The 16,780-nt window shown below is 39.6% G+C and carries 16 protein-coding genes and 1 riboswitch; of the genes, 8 read left to right on the forward strand and 8 right to left on the reverse strand.

Annotated features, from left to right (window positions below; translation table 11 throughout):
* Nucleotides 1–12: 12 nt before the first annotated feature.
* The gene (locus tag VF06_RS26575; RefSeq protein ID WP_099069825.1) at nucleotides 13–1,881 is read left to right on the forward strand and encodes a sensor histidine kinase; all 1,869 of its coding nucleotides are present in this window, start codon (nucleotides 13–15) and stop codon (nucleotides 1,879–1,881) included.
* Here VF06_RS26575 and VF06_RS26580 read toward each other — a convergent pair whose 3' ends face one another.
* The gene (locus tag VF06_RS26580; protein ID WP_099069826.1) at nucleotides 1,882–3,342 is read right to left on the reverse strand and encodes an ABC transporter substrate-binding protein; all 1,461 of its coding nucleotides are present in this window, start codon (nucleotides 3,340–3,342) and stop codon (nucleotides 1,882–1,884) included. It lies immediately after the preceding gene.
* Between the two features lie 44 nt (nucleotides 3,343–3,386).
* A complete protein-coding gene (locus VF06_RS26585) occupies nucleotides 3,387–4,763 on the reverse strand; it encodes a serine/threonine-protein kinase (protein WP_099069827.1) in 1,377 nt (458 codons plus the stop codon).
* Between the two features lie 267 nt (nucleotides 4,764–5,030).
* Here VF06_RS26585 and VF06_RS39550 point away from each other — a divergent pair, with 267 nt between their 5' ends.
* The 3 genes from VF06_RS39550 (at nucleotide 5,031) to VF06_RS26595 (ending at nucleotide 8,295) form a co-directional block, all read left to right on the forward strand.
* Nucleotides 5,031–5,198, forward strand: coding sequence for a histidine kinase (locus VF06_RS39550; protein ID WP_143861766.1), 168 nt, complete (start codon nucleotides 5,031–5,033; stop codon nucleotides 5,196–5,198).
* Between the two features lie 206 nt (nucleotides 5,199–5,404).
* Nucleotides 5,405–7,195 (forward strand): translational GTPase TypA, encoded by a 1,791-nt coding sequence (gene typA, locus VF06_RS26590; RefSeq protein ID WP_096537843.1) that lies wholly within the window; start codon nucleotides 5,405–5,407, stop codon nucleotides 7,193–7,195.
* 248 nt (nucleotides 7,196–7,443) lie between these two features.
* The gene (locus VF06_RS26595) at nucleotides 7,444–8,295 is read left to right on the forward strand and encodes a GIY-YIG nuclease family protein (protein ID WP_099069828.1); all 852 of its coding nucleotides are present in this window, start codon (nucleotides 7,444–7,446) and stop codon (nucleotides 8,293–8,295) included.
* 200 nt (nucleotides 8,296–8,495) lie between these two features.
* Here the strand turns inward: VF06_RS26595 and VF06_RS26600 are convergent, their stop codons facing one another.
* Nucleotides 8,496–8,831 carry a DUF5615 family PIN-like protein gene (locus VF06_RS26600; RefSeq protein ID WP_099069829.1) on the reverse strand — a complete coding sequence of 112 codons (336 nt, stop codon included), beginning with the start codon at nucleotides 8,829–8,831 and terminating at the stop codon, nucleotides 8,496–8,498.
* The gene (locus VF06_RS26605) at nucleotides 8,824–9,150 is read right to left on the reverse strand and encodes a DUF433 domain-containing protein (RefSeq protein ID WP_244918160.1); all 327 of its coding nucleotides are present in this window, start codon (nucleotides 9,148–9,150) and stop codon (nucleotides 8,824–8,826) included. The genes VF06_RS26600 and VF06_RS26605 overlap by 8 nt, the downstream gene beginning before the upstream one ends.
* 52 nt (nucleotides 9,151–9,202) lie before the next feature.
* On the opposite strand from VF06_RS26605, the gene VF06_RS26610 reads away from it, so the two are divergent.
* From VF06_RS26610 to VF06_RS26620, 3 genes are all read left to right on the forward strand, one after another.
* Nucleotides 9,203–9,790 (forward strand): Uma2 family endonuclease, encoded by a 588-nt coding sequence (locus VF06_RS26610; RefSeq protein WP_099069830.1) that lies wholly within the window; start codon nucleotides 9,203–9,205, stop codon nucleotides 9,788–9,790.
* Between the two features lie 166 nt (nucleotides 9,791–9,956).
* Nucleotides 9,957–10,147, forward strand: a riboswitch (cyclic di-AMP (ydaO/yuaA leader).
* A 162-nt stretch (nucleotides 10,148–10,309) separates the two neighbouring features.
* The gene (locus tag VF06_RS26615; RefSeq protein ID WP_099069831.1) at nucleotides 10,310–11,581 is read left to right on the forward strand and encodes a glycosyltransferase; all 1,272 of its coding nucleotides are present in this window, start codon (nucleotides 10,310–10,312) and stop codon (nucleotides 11,579–11,581) included.
* Between the two features lie 188 nt (nucleotides 11,582–11,769).
* Nucleotides 11,770–11,964 carry a hypothetical protein gene (locus VF06_RS26620; protein WP_099069832.1) on the forward strand — a complete coding sequence of 65 codons (195 nt, stop codon included), beginning with the start codon at nucleotides 11,770–11,772 and terminating at the stop codon, nucleotides 11,962–11,964.
* Between the two features lie 178 nt (nucleotides 11,965–12,142).
* Here VF06_RS26620 and VF06_RS26625 read toward each other — a convergent pair whose 3' ends face one another.
* The 3 genes from VF06_RS26625 to VF06_RS26635 all read right to left on the reverse strand — a co-directional run bounded on the left by VF06_RS26625 (nucleotide 12,143) and on the right by VF06_RS26635 (nucleotide 15,892).
* Nucleotides 12,143–13,183, reverse strand: coding sequence for an ABC transporter ATP-binding protein (locus VF06_RS26625; protein WP_099069833.1), 1,041 nt, complete (start codon nucleotides 13,181–13,183; stop codon nucleotides 12,143–12,145).
* A 147-nt stretch (nucleotides 13,184–13,330) separates the two neighbouring features.
* Complete coding sequence (locus VF06_RS26630) at nucleotides 13,331–14,947, reverse strand: ABC transporter permease (RefSeq protein ID WP_099069834.1); 1,617 nt, start codon at nucleotides 14,945–14,947, stop codon at nucleotides 13,331–13,333.
* Between the two features lie 3 nt (nucleotides 14,948–14,950).
* Nucleotides 14,951–15,892, reverse strand: a complete 942-nt coding sequence (locus tag VF06_RS26635; RefSeq protein ID WP_497812652.1) for an extracellular solute-binding protein — start codon at nucleotides 15,890–15,892, stop codon at nucleotides 14,951–14,953.
* Nucleotides 15,893–16,228: 336 nt separating this feature from the next.
* On the opposite strand from VF06_RS26635, the gene VF06_RS26640 reads away from it, so the two are divergent.
* On the forward strand, nucleotides 16,229–16,564 hold the full coding sequence (locus VF06_RS26640) for an SDR family NAD(P)-dependent oxidoreductase (protein WP_244918162.1): 336 nt from the start codon (nucleotides 16,229–16,231) through the stop codon (nucleotides 16,562–16,564).
* On the opposite strand, the gene VF06_RS42185 is transcribed toward VF06_RS26640, so the two are convergent.
* On the reverse strand, nucleotides 16,561–16,780 hold a 220-nt coding region (locus tag VF06_RS42185; protein ID WP_218964541.1), incomplete at its 5' end, for a hypothetical protein. The two genes, VF06_RS26640 and VF06_RS42185, sit on opposite strands and share 4 nt — an antisense overlap.

Raw genomic sequence — 16,780 nt, forward strand, 5'->3', positions numbered from 1 at the left:
GTCTCTAAATAAATGATAGCTGGTATAAAACGCTATTTTAAAAGAATTTTTATTCTCCTGAGCCACTTAACTGATAACTGGAATATCGCTAGAAAAATTAGTTATGGCTATACTGTGGCAGGTAGTATTACTTTTATAGGCACAATCAGTGGTTTATTAATTGCATATCGTTATGAAACACTTGCTCAGCAACAGTTGAATTTATCTGAACAAAAACAATCTCTTTTAAAAGATTTAGAAAATAAAATTACTAGAGTTAGGCTACATCCACAAAGATTAGTTACTGTTTGGGAAAATTCTATTTGGTTAGAATTTGAAAAAAACAGATTTGTAGATGAAATGAGTCAAGTTAATCAACAGTTATCTAAACTAGAAGTTTTTATCAAAAATTATACTAATGATTCAACTATTAATAATTCAAATTTATTATATTTATTAAACAATTACCGCAAAAATACGAAAGTATATATTCAAGTAGTACAAAATTTTTGGCAACAAATTGACCAACATGAATCACTAACAAAAGTTGGAGAAGAAAAACTAATAAATTTTTTCCAAAAAGAAGTTAATGTTTCTATTGAATTTGAAAAACTCTCAGATGAATTAATTTTGATTATCGGTTATGCTGAAATTCAAAAACAAAAAGCAATTTCTAGTTTTGAAAATGCTCAAAAACTACGAATTAAAATTATAGTTGGAAGTATGCTGTTAACAGCAGCGATCGCAATTATGTTAGCACTATATACTAGTAGCTTAATTGCTCGTCCTTTACAAATAGTTACTAACGTCGCTAGAAAAATTACTCAGGAGTCAAATTTTCAACTCCGAGCCAATATCAGAAGCAAGGATGAAGTAGGGACATTAGCTGCTTCTTTGAATCAATTAGTTGAATGGGTGGGAGATTATACCCAGGAACTACAACTAGCTCGCCAAAATTTAGAACATCGAGTAGAAGAACGAACCCAAGAACTAGAACTAGCTCGTCAAAATTTAGAACATCGGGTAGAAGAACGAACCCAAGAACTTAAAAAAACTTTGCAAGATTTAAAAGAAACTCAAGGTCAATTAATTCAAAGTGAAAAAATGTCTTCTCTTGGGCAAATGGTAGCAGGTATAGCTCATGAAATTAATAATCCTGTAAACTTTATTTATGGCAATATTCAATGTATATCTGAGTATACTCAAGATTTATTTAGCCTCGTGAGTTTATATCAGGAACAATATTCAGATTCAATTTGTGTAATTGAAGAAAGAATTCAAGAAATTGATTTAAATTTTATTAATCAAGATTTACCACTTGTACTTTCTTCAATGAAAGTCGGCGCTGAACGTATCCGAGAAATCGTCTTGTGTTTGCGGAACTTTTCGCGATTAGATGAAGCTGAGATGAAAGAGGTAGATATTCATCAAGGAATTGACAATACATTGTTAATTTTAAATCACAGATTTCAACCAGAAATTGAAGTCATTAAAAATTATGGTAATTTACCCTTAGTTGAGTGTTATCCAGCGCAATTAAACCAGGTATTTTTGAACATTTTAAATAATGCGATCGATGCTATTTTAGACGAAAAAAATGATAAATATAAAAACCAACAAATTATTATACATACATTAAAAATAGATGATACTTACATTAAAATAGGAATCAAAGATAGCGGCTATGGCATTTCAGCAGAAATCAAAAATAAACTATTCGATCCTTTTTTCACAACCAAAGCAGTTGGTAAAGGTACTGGATTAGGTCTAAGTGTTTGCTATCAGATAGTTGACAAACACAAAGGTAAAATAGAAGTAATATCAGAATTAGAAAAAGGGGCGGAATTTGTCATTATCTTACCAATTAAAACACAATATCACTTTTCTGTCCCTACTTCCTAACTACTTCCTAGTCAACAAAACAAAATCGTAATTAGTTCCAGAAGAACAACGTTCGCAACGCTCAATTTTGACTAACAAAGCTTCTCCTTGACGCTTACCTGAAGGAGAAAACATAATATTTCCTGTAGCTCCAGAAGTTGAAAAATCAGGATTAGACAGTGCCTTTTGCAGGCCTTCACGGGTGCTATCTCGTTCCAAACCGGCGATAATTACTTGCATTGCATCATAAGCTCCGGCTGTTCTTTGATTTACCCTCGCCTTCCAAAGTTCAAGAGCATTTTCGGCAAATGGGTTATTTTTATTAGCATCACGATGCCAAAATACAGGTACTACCATTCCTTCCACATCTCTGCCATTTTCTAAAGTTTTCGCACTATACATAGTTTCGGAACCAAATAGTGGTTTTCTACCTTTAACTTCTTGTGCGACTTTAGTCGCATAATTTATACTCCTAAGTGAAGGTATTAGTAAAAAACCACTAGCATTATCTGTTTCTATAGCTCGATCTACAAAAGCTTTAGGATCGAAATTTTTATCTGCTAAATTACAAGACGTACTAATAACTTTACTGCCATATTGTTCGATGGCTTGAGTGTACTGTTCTACAAGAATTTTACTAGATGAAAAATTTGAATTATTTCCTGAGTTACGAATATCGCCGCAAATAGCAATATTTCTCCCTTGTCGAGCAATATAACGAGCATGAGTATCTATTAAATTGTCATATAAAGGATTTATATGAAACAAGTAGTTGTTTTTAACAGTATTCTGCTGATTATTTAGTAAATTTTGTTCTGTGTTTTCTGGATTTTCTGCTTGATTTGGACGCTCTACGGGGAAGACTAACACCAACCCTTTATCATTATAAATTTCAGTATCACGTCTGACACCAACTGCGGCTACAATACTCCGGTCTTCAACCAATTCCTTATCTAGCTTTTGGGAATCTTCTCGATTTTCAACACTTGCAATGACAATTTGCAATTTTTTACCATTGATTCCGCCTCGTTCGTTAACTTCATTTTGAGCTTGAGCTACACCACGCAAAAGTTCTTCTGCTAAATTCTGATCGAAATTAACTGGCGCAATCACAGCAACTTTTAGATTTTCTGAATTGTCTCGTGCAATTTTGGCATTATTTAAATAAATTAAACTTTCTGGATCGTTGGGGTTATTTTTCAAAGATGCGGTAAATTTTTCCACAGCAGTGCTGTAATTTTTCTCAGAAAAAGCTTTAACTGCATCTCTTTTTTCTGGATATGTTTGTACTTTTACTAAAATCTTCGTTCCCAAATTGATTATTGAAGGTTTATTGGAGAATTCTATAGATGAAGGTTGTCCAGGATTTGGCGATATAAGTGTCGAAGAAACTTTACTAATTAGCCAAAAAAGAATTGCTACCATTACTCCAGCCAGACCCAGAGAAAGAAGCAGTTTCAAGTTTTCTTTTTTATTTGTCATAAATAATTTCTCCAATTATAGAAAGTTAATTAAAATATCTAATACTAAAAATATTGAGAAATTACTTTGTTGATTATTTCCCACGTACCTACAATAATAACTGTGACAAACCCGGCGAGTACAACCAATAAAATTACAAGTAGCAGCCCATTTAACCCAGATAGTATAATATTTGTATTTAGGAGATTTTTGAAACTCAAAACTAGAAGTAAATTTGCCATAACGGCAATGATAATTAAAGAGACTTTTTCCACGAGAGAACGAGATTGAATAAATACTAAACCGGCTAAAATTACCAACCACAATCCTGAGCTAATCCAAGTGGTTCCGAGAAAAGTGAACAGAGCGATCGCCAAAAACGAACTACCACTTGCAGTAATTATTGCTCCCGACAATAATTGATAATTAGAAAATAACCGTAGATATCCAGAACCAGTTGTTTTTTGTTCAAATTGTGGCTGTGATTCTAATATACCAGATGGTGAAAGAACTGTAGGAGGTAATGTATTTCTCAATCGTGGTAACTTCTTCAAATCTTCCAATACAGCCTGGGCAGACTGATAACGCTTTTCATGATTTTCTTCAATTAATTTATCAATAATTAACTCTAATTCATGACTTATTGGTTGCTTTAAATACTGTCGCCAATTAGAAGTCCAGCTATAACCTTGTTTCATCCATAAACTTGATGGAGAAATATTAGTTAATAAATGAAAACAAGTAATTCCTAAACTATAGAGATCGCTGGCAGTAAAGACTTTACCTAATTGCATTTGTTCAATAGGTGCATAACCCAATGAACCAATAATCGTTCCTATTGCAGTGTTGCTAGTTTCTCTCCTTTGCTTTGACACTCCAAAATCAATTAACACTAATTTATTATCGTTTTGTCGGCGAATAATATTTTCTGGCTTCAAATCCCGGTGAATTATTTCTTGTTCGTGTACCGTTACCAGCACAGATAATAAATCGTGCAAAAAATATCGAATTTTAACTTCATCAAAAACTCCCTGCTGTTTTAGTTCCTGCAACAGATTTTGTCCTTCAATAAACTGCTGCACTAAATACAGATATTCGCCTTCCTGAAAATATGCATACAAATTGGGAATTTGCACATGTTCCCCTAATTCTTTAAGGCGTTTGGCCTCTCGTTCAAACAACTCAGTTGCTTTTTTATGTGCGTTGGTACCTTGAGAACCATAAAATTGACTTAAAACCAACTGTTTAACAACACATTGTTCATTGAGCTTATCTATATCTTCTGCCACATATGTGCGTGCAAACCCCCCTCTCCCTAACAGTCCAATAACCCGATAACGATTTCTCAGTAGGGGTATCAACTTTACCCCGCAACTAAGACAAAAATTTGTCCCGTCAGGATTTTGGGGATTTTCGCAATTAGGATTCAGGCAGCAGATCATAATAATTATTTTATCGCTGTCATTTTATTAATTTTTAAAATATACCTTAAAACCAATAGAAACTTTGTACTGCAACGTTTCTACATGGATAACAAATAAGCAGGCATAAGTGAAACCCGCTGTAGGTATCGCCCCCTTGCAAACTAACTCGATATGTAGTTAACAGCACAATTAACGTTCTTTCTTTAAAATAGCCCCAATTCTTATCAGTGATATCGCCTTTGAAGAAACAGAGGAGATGAGAGAGAGACAAGGGAGACAAGGGAGATGAGGAGGCAGGGGAGCAGGGAGCAGGGGAGAAAATCTTCCCCTCTACCCCCGCCCCCTGCCAAGAACTGCTTCTTCACAATGCCCCATGCCCCATGCCCCATGCCCAATGCCCAATGCCCCATGCCCAATCATCAGTTAACAGTTAACACTCAACAGCACAGCTAACATCAGCTTTTTTTCATCCGTTGACCGCCGCAATTACCTCATACTCGCCATTGTGGTCTTGATAAAAGTCTCCGCAATTGTGACGATTACGCTAGAATTATTAAAGGTTCTTTACAGAATTTGCCGATCGCCCCCAATTCTGTTAGAAAAGCCTAGCACTGAAATGTAAATCTATAAACCCCCTCTAAAGTTCACCCAAAGCTTCTATGACGCTCCCAATTCGCAACGTCGCAATTATCGCCCACGTTGACCACGGCAAAACCACCCTGGTTGATGCACTCCTCAAACAGTCCGGCATTTTCCGTGAAGGTGAAGACGTTCCGGATTGCGTCATGGACTCCAACGCCCTAGAACGGGAACGGGGAATTACAATTTTGTCCAAAAACACGGCGGTTCGCTACAAAGAAACGCTGATTAATATTGTTGATACACCCGGACACGCTGACTTCGGTGGCGAAGTAGAACGCGTACTCGGCATGGTTGACGGATGTCTTCTAATTGTCGATGCTAACGAAGGCCCCATGCCTCAAACGCGCTTTGTACTCAAAAAAGCCTTAGAAAAAGGCTTACGTCCCATCGTTGTGATCAACAAAATCGACCGTGCCAAAGCCGATCCACACGTCGCTGTTGATAAAGTACTGGATCTGTTCTTAGAATTAGGCGCAGATGAAGACCAGTGTGATTTTACCTATCTGTTTGCCTCCGGTATGGGAGGTTATGCCAAAGAAAGCATGGAAGCAGAATCGGTAGATATGCAACCACTGTTTAATGCGATTCTGCAACACGTTCCACCACCAGTAGGCGACGTGAATAAGCCGCTGCAATTGCAAGTCACAACCCTAGATTATTCTGAATACCTGGGACGAATTGTCATTGGCAGAATTCACAACGGTGTGATTCGCGCCGGACAACAAGCGGCCTTAGTAACAGAAAATGGTACAATTGTCAAATCTAAAATTAGTAAATTGCTAGGTTTTGAAGGGCTGAAGCGGGTGGAGATGGAAGAAGCATCCGCTGGTTATATTGTCGCTGTTGCTGGTTTTGCAGATGCCAACATTGGCGAAACAATTACAGACCCCAACGAACCGCAAGCTTTACCACTAATTAAAGTGGACGAACCAACCTTGCAAATGACCTTCTGGGTGAATGATTCACCTTTTGCAGGTCAAGAAGGCAAATTGGTGACATCAAGACAAGTGCGCGATCGCCTTTTCCGCGAATTAGAAACCAACGTTGCATTGCGGGTAGAAGAAACCGATTCCCCCGACAAATTCCTGGTTTCCGGTCGTGGCGAATTGCACTTGGGTATCTTAATTGAAACCATGCGCCGGGAAGGTTTCGAGTTTCAGGTATCTCAGCCACAGGTAATTTACCGCGAAGTCAACGGCCAACCTTGCGAACCTTACGAACTGTTGGTGTTAGACGTACCTACTGATGCCGTAGGTAGCTGTATCGAACGCCTGGGACAACGCAAAGGCGAAATGCAAGATATGCAACCGGGTAGTGGCGATCGCACTCAGTTAGAGTTTGTCATTCCCGCCCGTGGTTTGATTGGTTTCCGGGGTGAATTCATGCGGATGACTCGTGGCGAAGGCATCATGAACCACAGTTTCCTTGACTACCGTCAACTCAGTGGTGACATTGAAGCCCGGAACAAAGGCGTTTTAATCTCCTTTGAAGAAGGCGTTGCTACCTTCTACGCCATGAAGAACGCCGAAGATAGAGGCTCGTTCTTTATTACTCCCGGCACCAAAGTTTACAGAGGTATGATTGTCGGCGAACACAATCGTCCCCAAGACTTGGAATTGAATGTCTGCAAAACCAAGCAGTTAACCAACCACCGCGCGTCCGGTGGCGATGAATTAGTGCAGTTGCAAGCACCAATAGAAATGAGTCTAGAGCGTGCTTTGGAATACATCGGCCCTGATGAATTGGTGGAAGTTACACCCAAATCAATTCGCCTGCGGAAGATGGCGAAGAAGTTAGCAAAACGGTAAGTAAAAATTCTGAATTAATTTAAGAAGCCCACGTTAGTGGGCTTTTTATTTTGTTATTGACATCCTTTTTAAGGGATTAAATGACAACGCTTTATACACTTGAACTCCATAGCTGTATGTAGCTTAGAAATTAATTTTGTGAGATGTATAGCAATGAATTGGGTTATACGTGAGGAAATTTTGGGCATTCTAGAAATAGCAATGGCTGATTGAAATCCTTTGCAATATAGCTAGCTGTAAATTAAACAATGAAACAGAAAGTATACCCCTCTAAAATTATTGCTACTGCTAAATCTATTAACGTAACTAAACTTCCCTGGACTTTATATATTGACAAAAAATCGCTTCCCACATACGGAGGTATTTATTTTGTAGGTACAGATCAAGAGCCTACAGCTTATATAGGCCAAGCCGGATGTTTAAAAACTCGTTTTTTTAAACATCATCGAAAAAATTCCTTTGACCAACTTATTGACGAATCTGGTGAACAAAGTGTCAAAATTCGCTATTGGCAAGCACCATTAATGCCTAAATCTGAGCTAGTACTTTTCCTGTCTCAACTCGAAAGTTATTTAATAGAGAATTCAAAAACAAGGTACAATTACACGGCAAATTCCCTGCCTAAAACACCATTTCCATCTCATCATCGTACTTATTATGGTTTTATATTTGTCCAATTAAATAAATTAGGTGAATACTATGTGCCAAAGTCTTCGGATGGAACGGCAGGATTCTACTTCAGTCTTAAAAAGATCCACATGGCTGAAAAGGCTATAAAATATCGTTCTCCAACATTTATAATTTCCAGTGGTACTTGGCAAGATGCTTTATACGAATACGAGAATAATCTTGATCCAAAGTGGAAGCAATACTCAACACTATATTTCTTAGAAGTAAGGTTTCAGGCACGTTGGATTAACTATGTTGGTCAAGGTGGCATAGAAGATTATGTTCTCTCTGGGGATCAGGCTACTTTCTACCGTATTTTCTTAAACGAGTACCCAGGCTTTAAGGAATTCTCAATGAAGTATTTAACAACGGGATTAACTAATTGCAGTAAATCAGATTTTTGTGAAACTCTATTGAATTTAACTAGATAATGCTTTTCCACACTATTAAGCGTTCAATGATGCATTTAGATTATTAATCTAAGTTGTCAGTGGCAGTAGCCCAACACTACTTTGTAACAAACAAAATAAAAGTTGTCGGCTGGAGTGAAAGTCACAAAGCAATGCCTACGGCGGCAAGCTACGCTCAACACTTCTGTGCTTCAACCTAGCGTGTTGATGTTGCTTCCCCTTCACAAAAACTCCACACGTCCCAGCATCTCTTCAGGTGTCATCACCTCATAAATTAAAACCAAAGTTTCAATGATTTCACCAATTGAACGAGTTCCTTTCTTACAGTAGGTAATACCAGGATGGTCGAATCTAGAACTTGCAATAATCAAAAAATCTGCATCTTGAGTAAACAGTATTCGCTGTGTTTCCTGAATAAACGCTAACTGGATTTCATCACTTTGAGTGCGTAATTCCACATCATTGGTTGTTGTGACATCAATTCCATAACGACGCAAGCCAAGCGCGATCGCCGGATCGACGTTCTCATCCAGATGAAAGCGAATTCGTTCACTCATTCCTCAACTGTCTAAGCTTCTCTTGCAGACGCGAGGGATAATTTTGCTTCAGTACCTCAACTAACTCATCCTCTTGGGCTGTGCGGCGATCGATCTCGTCTCGGCGATCGAAGTAATAAGCCATTGCTGCATAAACAGATGCTAGTGACAGGTCATATTTACCAGCAATCTCTACCAAAGAGTACCCTAGCTTTAGATGCATCACCGCCACATCTTCTACAGCAATGCGAGTACCGATAATGCACGGTTTTCCACTCCGCACATCAGGAGCGATCGCAATATGCTCTCGACTTACTAATTGCATTAGCGAATCTTCCATATCTGTTCCATTATTTAATAATATAGAGTTTTCCTACTTCTTACAAAATGTTATGAAAAATCTTGAGTTGACGCAAGGAAAAATTAAAGTTACAGAAACCACGACTCTAGAAGATTTCTTAAAACTTCCAAATATTGAGGAGTCACCAGCTTGGGAATACATTAACGGAGAGGCAATTCAAAAACCAATGGCAGGAGGCAAACACAGCTTATTGCAAAAACGTTTAGTTCCAGTAATCGATACATTGGAAAGTAACTACGAAGCCTTTCCAGAGTTGCGCTGTACCTGCGGTAATCGTTCAGTAGTTCCTGATGTAGTTGTTATCTCCAGCAATCAACTACCAGTGGATGAAAACGGTGAAATTATTAGCAGTGGTATTAATTTTGCACCTGCTTGGATAATAGAAATTCTTTCCCCTGCTCAAAGTCAAACCAAAGTCACTGGCAATATTTTACATTGTTTGAGAAATGGCAGTCAGCTAGGATGGTTAATCGACCCAAGCGATCGCTGTATTTTCGTTTATCAGCCTAATCGTTTGCCAGATTTGTTGGCAGGACAAGATATATTACCAGTGTTAGAAGATATGAATTTGACACTCTCTGTTGATGAAATTTTTGCTTGGTTACAGCGAAAAAACTGATAATGACCCTACTCCCACTCCAACGGGGCTTCGGTGAACAATCAACAGTCAACAGTCAACAATCAACACTCCTTCTCCCTGACGACACATTTTTTCTTCATACTGTTGACATGCTTGAGGAACCCACGTTATAAAATCTTAAGAAAATTAAATCAGTCTGCCTAATCCACTTTTATTACCTAAAAAATTTTGTAAAAGGTAAACCGGAGCGGAGGAACCAATTCTGGGGCGTATCTTGTAAAAAGTGAAGAGTTAAAAGTTACTAAAGCAATAACTCATAACTCATAACTTTTTGCAGAAGGACATCTCTCAGTCCTAGCCCGTCAGCTAACTTCGTCGGCATTGAGAGGAGACTGAACGAGCAGCATTCTTACTAAGTAATGCCTTGTTCTCGTCAGTGTCCTTTGGCTGGTAACTTTGCACTTCGTTGTACCTGCCCTCGGCCTTGAGGAGAAGATAATATTACCTCCATTTCTGGCGTTTGAGGCAGGATTATTTACCTTGAGGTAAAGTTCAACCATGTTCCAGAATAAGAAACATCGCATTGCCCTCATTTCTGTTGATGGTGACCCAGCTGCTGAAATTGGTCAAGAAGAAGCTGGAGGTCAAAATGTATATGTGCGTCAAGTCGGTTATTCACTAGCAAGGCTTGGTTGGCAAGTGGATATGTTTACTCGTCGTAGTAATCCCGAACAAGCTGCCATCGTTCAACATAGTTTAAACTGTCGTACTATTCGGTTAAAAGCCGGCCCAGCAGAGTTTATTGGGCGAGATAACTTATTCGACTATCTACCTGAATTCATCAGAGAATTTCAGCAATTCCAGCAGCACCAAGGGTTTCATTACCCTCTAATTCATACCAACTACTGGTTATCTTCTTGGGTTGGTATGGAATTGAAAAAGCAGCAACCCCTAATTCAGCTACACACTTACCACTCTTTAGGAGCGGTTAAATACAGAAGTATTGGTGATGTTCCTGTAATTGCTGCCCAGCGATTAGCTGTAGAAAAAGCTTGCTTGGAAACTGTAGATTGTGTGGTTGCAACTAGTCCGCAAGAGCAAAAGCACATGCGGGTACTCGTTTCTAGCAAAGGAAACATTGATATGATTCCTTGCGGTACCGATATCGAAAAATTTGGACAAATTCCTCGGTGTGTGGCGCGGGAAAAGTTAGGAATTGCGCCAGAGGCCAAAATAGTCCTCTACGTTGGGCGCTTTGACCGCCGTAAAGGAATAGAAACCTTAGTGAGAGCCGTTGCCAAGTCTAATTTTAGGGATAACGCTGACTTGGAGCTAGTCATTGGTGGTGGTAGTCGTCCGGGTGAGAGTGATGGCATCGAACGCGATCGCATTGCCAACATAGTCACAGAACTCGGATTAGAAAATTGTACAACCTTTACTGGTCGCCTAGATGATACTATCCTTCCCTTGTACTATGCTGCTGCTGATGTCTGCGTAGTGCCCAGCCATTATGAACCTTTTGGTTTAGTTGGGATTGAGGCAATGGCGAGTAAAACTCCAGTGGTAGCTAGTAATGTGGGTGGATTGCAATTTACTGTTGTACCAGAAGTCACAGGATTACTTGTGCCACCAAAAGACGAAGTAGCTTTTGCTGCCGCCATAGACCGCATTCTGGCTAACCCAGCTTGGCGAGACCAGTTAGGTGAAACAGCTAGGCAACGCACAGAAATTGCCTTTAGTTGGTATAGTGTGGCATTTCGACTAACTCAGCTCTACACTCGCCTGCTAATTCAAACCACATCCGATACTTACCCCCAGATTGCGGCTTAACAACAGCCACAAGTCACACAGCCCAAGTTACTATATACCTCTTGCAATCAATTGCTTTTTGCACTCTTGTGGGAAAAGGGAAAAGGTTAAAGGGGAAAGGGAAAATACAAACCTTTCCCCCTTTCCCCTACTTCTGCAAGAAGTCTTATGTTTGACTACTCAACCTCGTGAATTCAGGAATTAAAACTATGTTCAACGTTGGAGATTATGCTTTGCATCAAAAAACTGGGCAGGTTGGTCAAGTTTCAGGCTATGGACATCAGTTAACGGATGGTGTTTACATAACCACCCTGAAAGTTAAAATCACCAAGCGTCAAGGAACTTGCCAAAGCACATTTGTGGAAGATACCTATTCTACTTGGACACCGATACAGGCACAATAAATTCCAATTGGGGACTTAGTGGCTGTTGCACATCAAAATTGCACATTCATACACCAAGTAAGCGGGGAAAAGGGTAAGGGGGAAAGGGTTTAAATCCCTTACCCTTTTCCCTTTCCCCTTTCCCCAGGCTTCACCCAGCAAAGTTGACTTGCCAGACTACTGGCTTTGCTAGATTGGATTAGTGCGGAAAAACTTTGATGCGATCGCTAGCGATGGATAACTCCACTCTTGTACCCACAGGTAAAGCCACATCAGCCAATGTCCGGGCATGAAGTTCTTTCCCAGAGGGAGTTTGCAAACAATATTGATACTCACGTCCCAAAAACCGCCGGGTACGCACCACCACAGGGGCATCGTTGTCTGGCTTTAAGATAAAATCTTCTTGGCGAATCATGATTTCGCCAGCGTTTTCGCTGTGATTTGCTGTTAACTCAAAATTGCCGATTTCTGTTTTCCATAAATTATCCTGACGATGGGCGGTCACAAAATTAGCCTGAGTCACAAATTCGGCTACAAATCTTGATGCTGGATGAGTATAAATTTCTTCTGGTGTGCCTAGTTGTTCTAAGTGTCCTTGGCGCATGACACCTACTATATCTGAAATTGCTAATGCTTCTTCTTGGTCGTGGGTAACAAAAATTGCTGAAGTACCAGCAGCTTTGAGGATATCTCGCACCTCTTCTCGCAAGCGTAGCCTCACTTGGATATCAAGATTGCTCAAAGGTTCATCTAAAAGCATGAGTTGGGGTTGGGGCGCTAAAGCACGGGCCAGGGCTACTCTTTGCTGTTGTCCGCCTGAAAGTTCGTAAGGATAGCGCTTTTCTAAGCCTCCGAGTCTCACTAGCCCTAAGACTTCGGCTACACGTTTTTGTATTTGGTGTTTAGGAAAATCTTTCAACCCAAAGCCCACATTTTCTGCCACATTCAAATGGGGAAATAGGGCATAATCTTGAAAAACAATACCAATGTCGCGCTGTTCGGTTGGGATGCAAGTAGAAGTGTTAGAAACTATTCGTTCTCCAATTTTAATTTCTCCTGTTTGCAGCCGCTCAAAACCAGCAATTAATCGCAACAACGTTGTTTTACCACAACCAGAGGGGCCGAGCAATCCTAATATATCTCCTTGTTGCAATGTCAAAGATACGTTATCCACAGCAGGAAAAGTGTTTTCTGCAAACTGCTTGGTGACATTCTGTAAGTGGAGAATTAGTTGTTGCATAAAAAGAGGGGTTGGAAAGGAGGTTTTTATCCTAATTTTGTGGGTGTAAATATCACGCACAGAGGCAAAAAGTGAGAGAAAAGAAGAGTTGATTTTTGTATTTGATATTTGAATTCAACAGTATTTATTCCCTACTTTCTATCTCAATTAAAATTCTGTTTCTATTTGCACTTGATTGATAATTTTTTCTTTTTTGACGTTGTCTTGAGATAACACTAATAAAGTTGAACCGATAGAAACTAGCAACATGGCTAATGACGCTGCGGCTGCGTCGGCAAAATCTACATTTTCTGTGGCTTGCCAAATTTGCATTGCTAAGGTGGTAAACCCAATAGGTGCTAAGAGTATGGTGGCTGGTAGTTCTTTAATTGCTGTCAAAAATACTAGGACTGCACCACTTAAAATTCCCGGTTGTACTAATGGGAGAGTTACTTCTTTTAAAGTTTGCCAAGCATTCCTACCCAAGCTGCGTGCTGATTCTTCTATCTGGGGATTCAATTGTAAAAGCGAACTGCGGACTGTTCCCACTGACTGCGGTAAAAATAATACTAAATATGCAAATATTAGCATGGGTAAAGTTTGGTACAGCATTGGCAAATAGTTGGCACCAAAAAATACCAAAGATAAGGCAACTACAATGCCTGGAACTCCAAAACCTATATAAGAACAACGTTCAATGATGGCGGTAATTTTATTGGGAAATCTCACTGCTAAAATTGCAACTGGTAGGGCAAAGATGGTAGTGGCTAAAGCGGCTAATCCGGCTGCGCCAATGGAGTTGAGGATGTTGGGGATTAAGTTGGGGAATGTGTAACCAATGTTAAATCCTCGAATCAACCAAAATAAGGTAACACCTACTGGCAAAGCTACACCGAAGCTAGTAATTAAAAGACAAAAACCGAAAGCTGGCCATTTCCAAATTCCCAGTTTGGCAATTTTTGGTGGACGTAGGGAAGCGGAACCACGACTATAGTATGCAGCACGCGATCGCATTCTATATTCTAACCACAAAATCCCTAGCACCAGTATTACTAACATCAAAGCTAAAGCTGCGGCTGAGTTGCGATTAAAACTAGCTTTATATTGCAAAAAAATTGCTCTCGTAAAGGCATCAAACCGCATCAGCGAAGGTGTACCAAAGTCACGCAAAGCATACAAGGCAACTAATAATCCACCTGCAATTATTGATGGTTTTAACTGCGGCAAAACCACCCGAAAAAATGTTTCTTTGCCACCATAACCCAAACTCTTCGCTGCTTCTTCTAAAGATGGATCGATACCTTGCAAAGCTGAACGAACGCTCAGCAACATGTATGGATAGGTAAACAAAGTAATTGCTAAAACTGTCCCCGGAAAACCATAAATAGAAGGTAATTCTTCTACTCCCAATGGTTGCAGCAACAACTGTAAAAAGCTACCCCGTGGGGCCAATGTTGCAATCAGCGCAAAACTGCCTACATAACTGGGAACCGCTAAGGGTAATGTTGTTGCTACTAACCAAAAACGTCTTCCTGGTAAGTCTGTCCGTACTGTTAAAAATGCCAATGGTATGGCAATTAAGGCAGAAAAAAATGTTACCGTTGCTGCCATCGCCGCACTGTTGAAAAATACCATGACATTGCGGGGACGAGAAATTAATTGCCATAATTCTTCCCCGCCAATGCCTGTGGTACGAATGACTAAATACAGTAATGGCAAAGCTATGGCCACTGCCACTACTGCTGCGGCTAATGTGAGAAATAAGGGAGGGCGAACCGCTTTCAATTCCTACAAAACTCCTGCCTGTTGTAATAAATTCAAAGTTCCTGGTAAATCATCTAAATCTGTCAGGCTAACATTAGGTGGATTGAGTTTGTTAATTGGCACTTGTTTTGATGGTGCTGGAATTCCTTTTACTAAAGGATATTCGTTAGTTTCTTGAGCAAAGTAATTTTGCGAACTTTGTTTGAGTAAATAATCAATTAAAGCTTCGGCATCAGATTTTTGGTCTGTTGTACTTGTAATTGCTACCCCTGCCACATTAATTATCGAGCCTGCATCTTTTTTCGTATAGTGATGAGCAACAGGGAAGTTGGGATTGTCTTTTTTGAAACGATATAGGTAGTAATTGTTTACTAAACCAAGATGAATTTCTCCCCGTCCCAAAGCTTCTAGAATTGCGGAATTTTTACCGTAATCTTTAACACCATTTGCTTTCATTGCTTTGAGCCATTGTAATGTTTTTTGGTCTCCATCAATGACTCGCATGGCGGTGACAAATGATTGAAATGACCCGTTAGTTGGGGCCCAGCCGACTTTTGTGCGCCATTTTGGTTGTGTTAACTGCGAAATTGATGTTGGTAATTCGCTTTGTTTGACTAGTTTTGTATTGTAGTCAATTACACGAGCGCGACCGGAAATTCCGAGCCAATGTCCTTTACTAGAACGAAAGCGACTATCAACTTTGTTCAGCAATTTCGGGGCAATTGGTAGTGTGAGTTGTTTTTTCTCTAAAGTGCCTAAAGCACCAGCGTCTTGAGCAAAAAACAAGTCTGCACGGCTATTTTTGCCTTCCTCTAAAAGAGCGATCGCTAATTCCGCAGTATCGCCATAACGCACTTGAATGTCCTTATTCAAGTCTTTTTTAGCTTTTTCAATTAAAGGCCCAATCAGTTTTTGCTCTCTACCGGAATAGATTACCAAAGTTTTTGTTTGGGCATCTACAGCCATTCCGATTCCCCAGCCAAGGATTAAAGCCACAGCTCCAGCTGAAACTTTCTTCAATGGTAAAGTTTTCAATTTCTCATCCTCCACCCTCATTGTTACCAGGAAGTTTTTGCAATAATCTTGGTATTTTCAACCTTTACCATTAACTTGTACTACTAAGCAAGAAAATTTTTCAAAAAATTAGATTTTAATTCTCTAGGCAGATGATTTTCAGGCAAACAAACCTAGTCTTTTTTCTAGGTTTTCTCGCCTGAAAGTTTGTGAGAGTATTTAAACACAGTGAAAACACACTGTTTTTAAATGCATCGTAGATCCTCAATTCAATAGGAGTGGCTAACAGTGGGAAACAGCGAACTCAAGAATAAAGTAGCCTTGATTACTGGTGCAAATAAGGGTATAGGACTGGAGATGAGTCGTCAACTAGGACAACATGGATTGACGATTTTGATAGCAACCAGAAATATAGAAGCAGCAAAAACGGCAGCTAGTAACTTGCATGATGAAGGAATCTCAGCAGAAGCCATCGCCCTTGATGTAACTAACAGTACTCAAATTCAGTCTGCTTTTCAACAGATTAGTGACTCTTTTGGTCAGTTGGATATTTTGATTAATAATGCAGGTGTATTTTTAGATGGCGACTGGTTAACAAGTAATGCCAGTTCTGTTTCACTCTAGCAATTTGTAGCAGCGGGGGAAGCTGTGGAAAACCTTCCCCGAATTAAACAGTAAATTTCTTCTGCATACTTGTCTGCAAAATAGGATGAATCGGTATTGAGTCCATCTCGCCTCGCATCGTAACTCCAGGCGAATGAATCTGAACTAAAAAGCAAATTGCGAATGCAAGAATTTTGCAAAGCTGTTTTCTTCAGCCCGAATCCGTGAAGTTTTAAA

Source organism: Nostoc linckia z4 (assembly GCF_002608075.1).
Taxonomy (GTDB): Bacteria; Cyanobacteriota; Cyanobacteriia; order Cyanobacteriales; family Nostocaceae; genus Nostoc; species Nostoc linckia.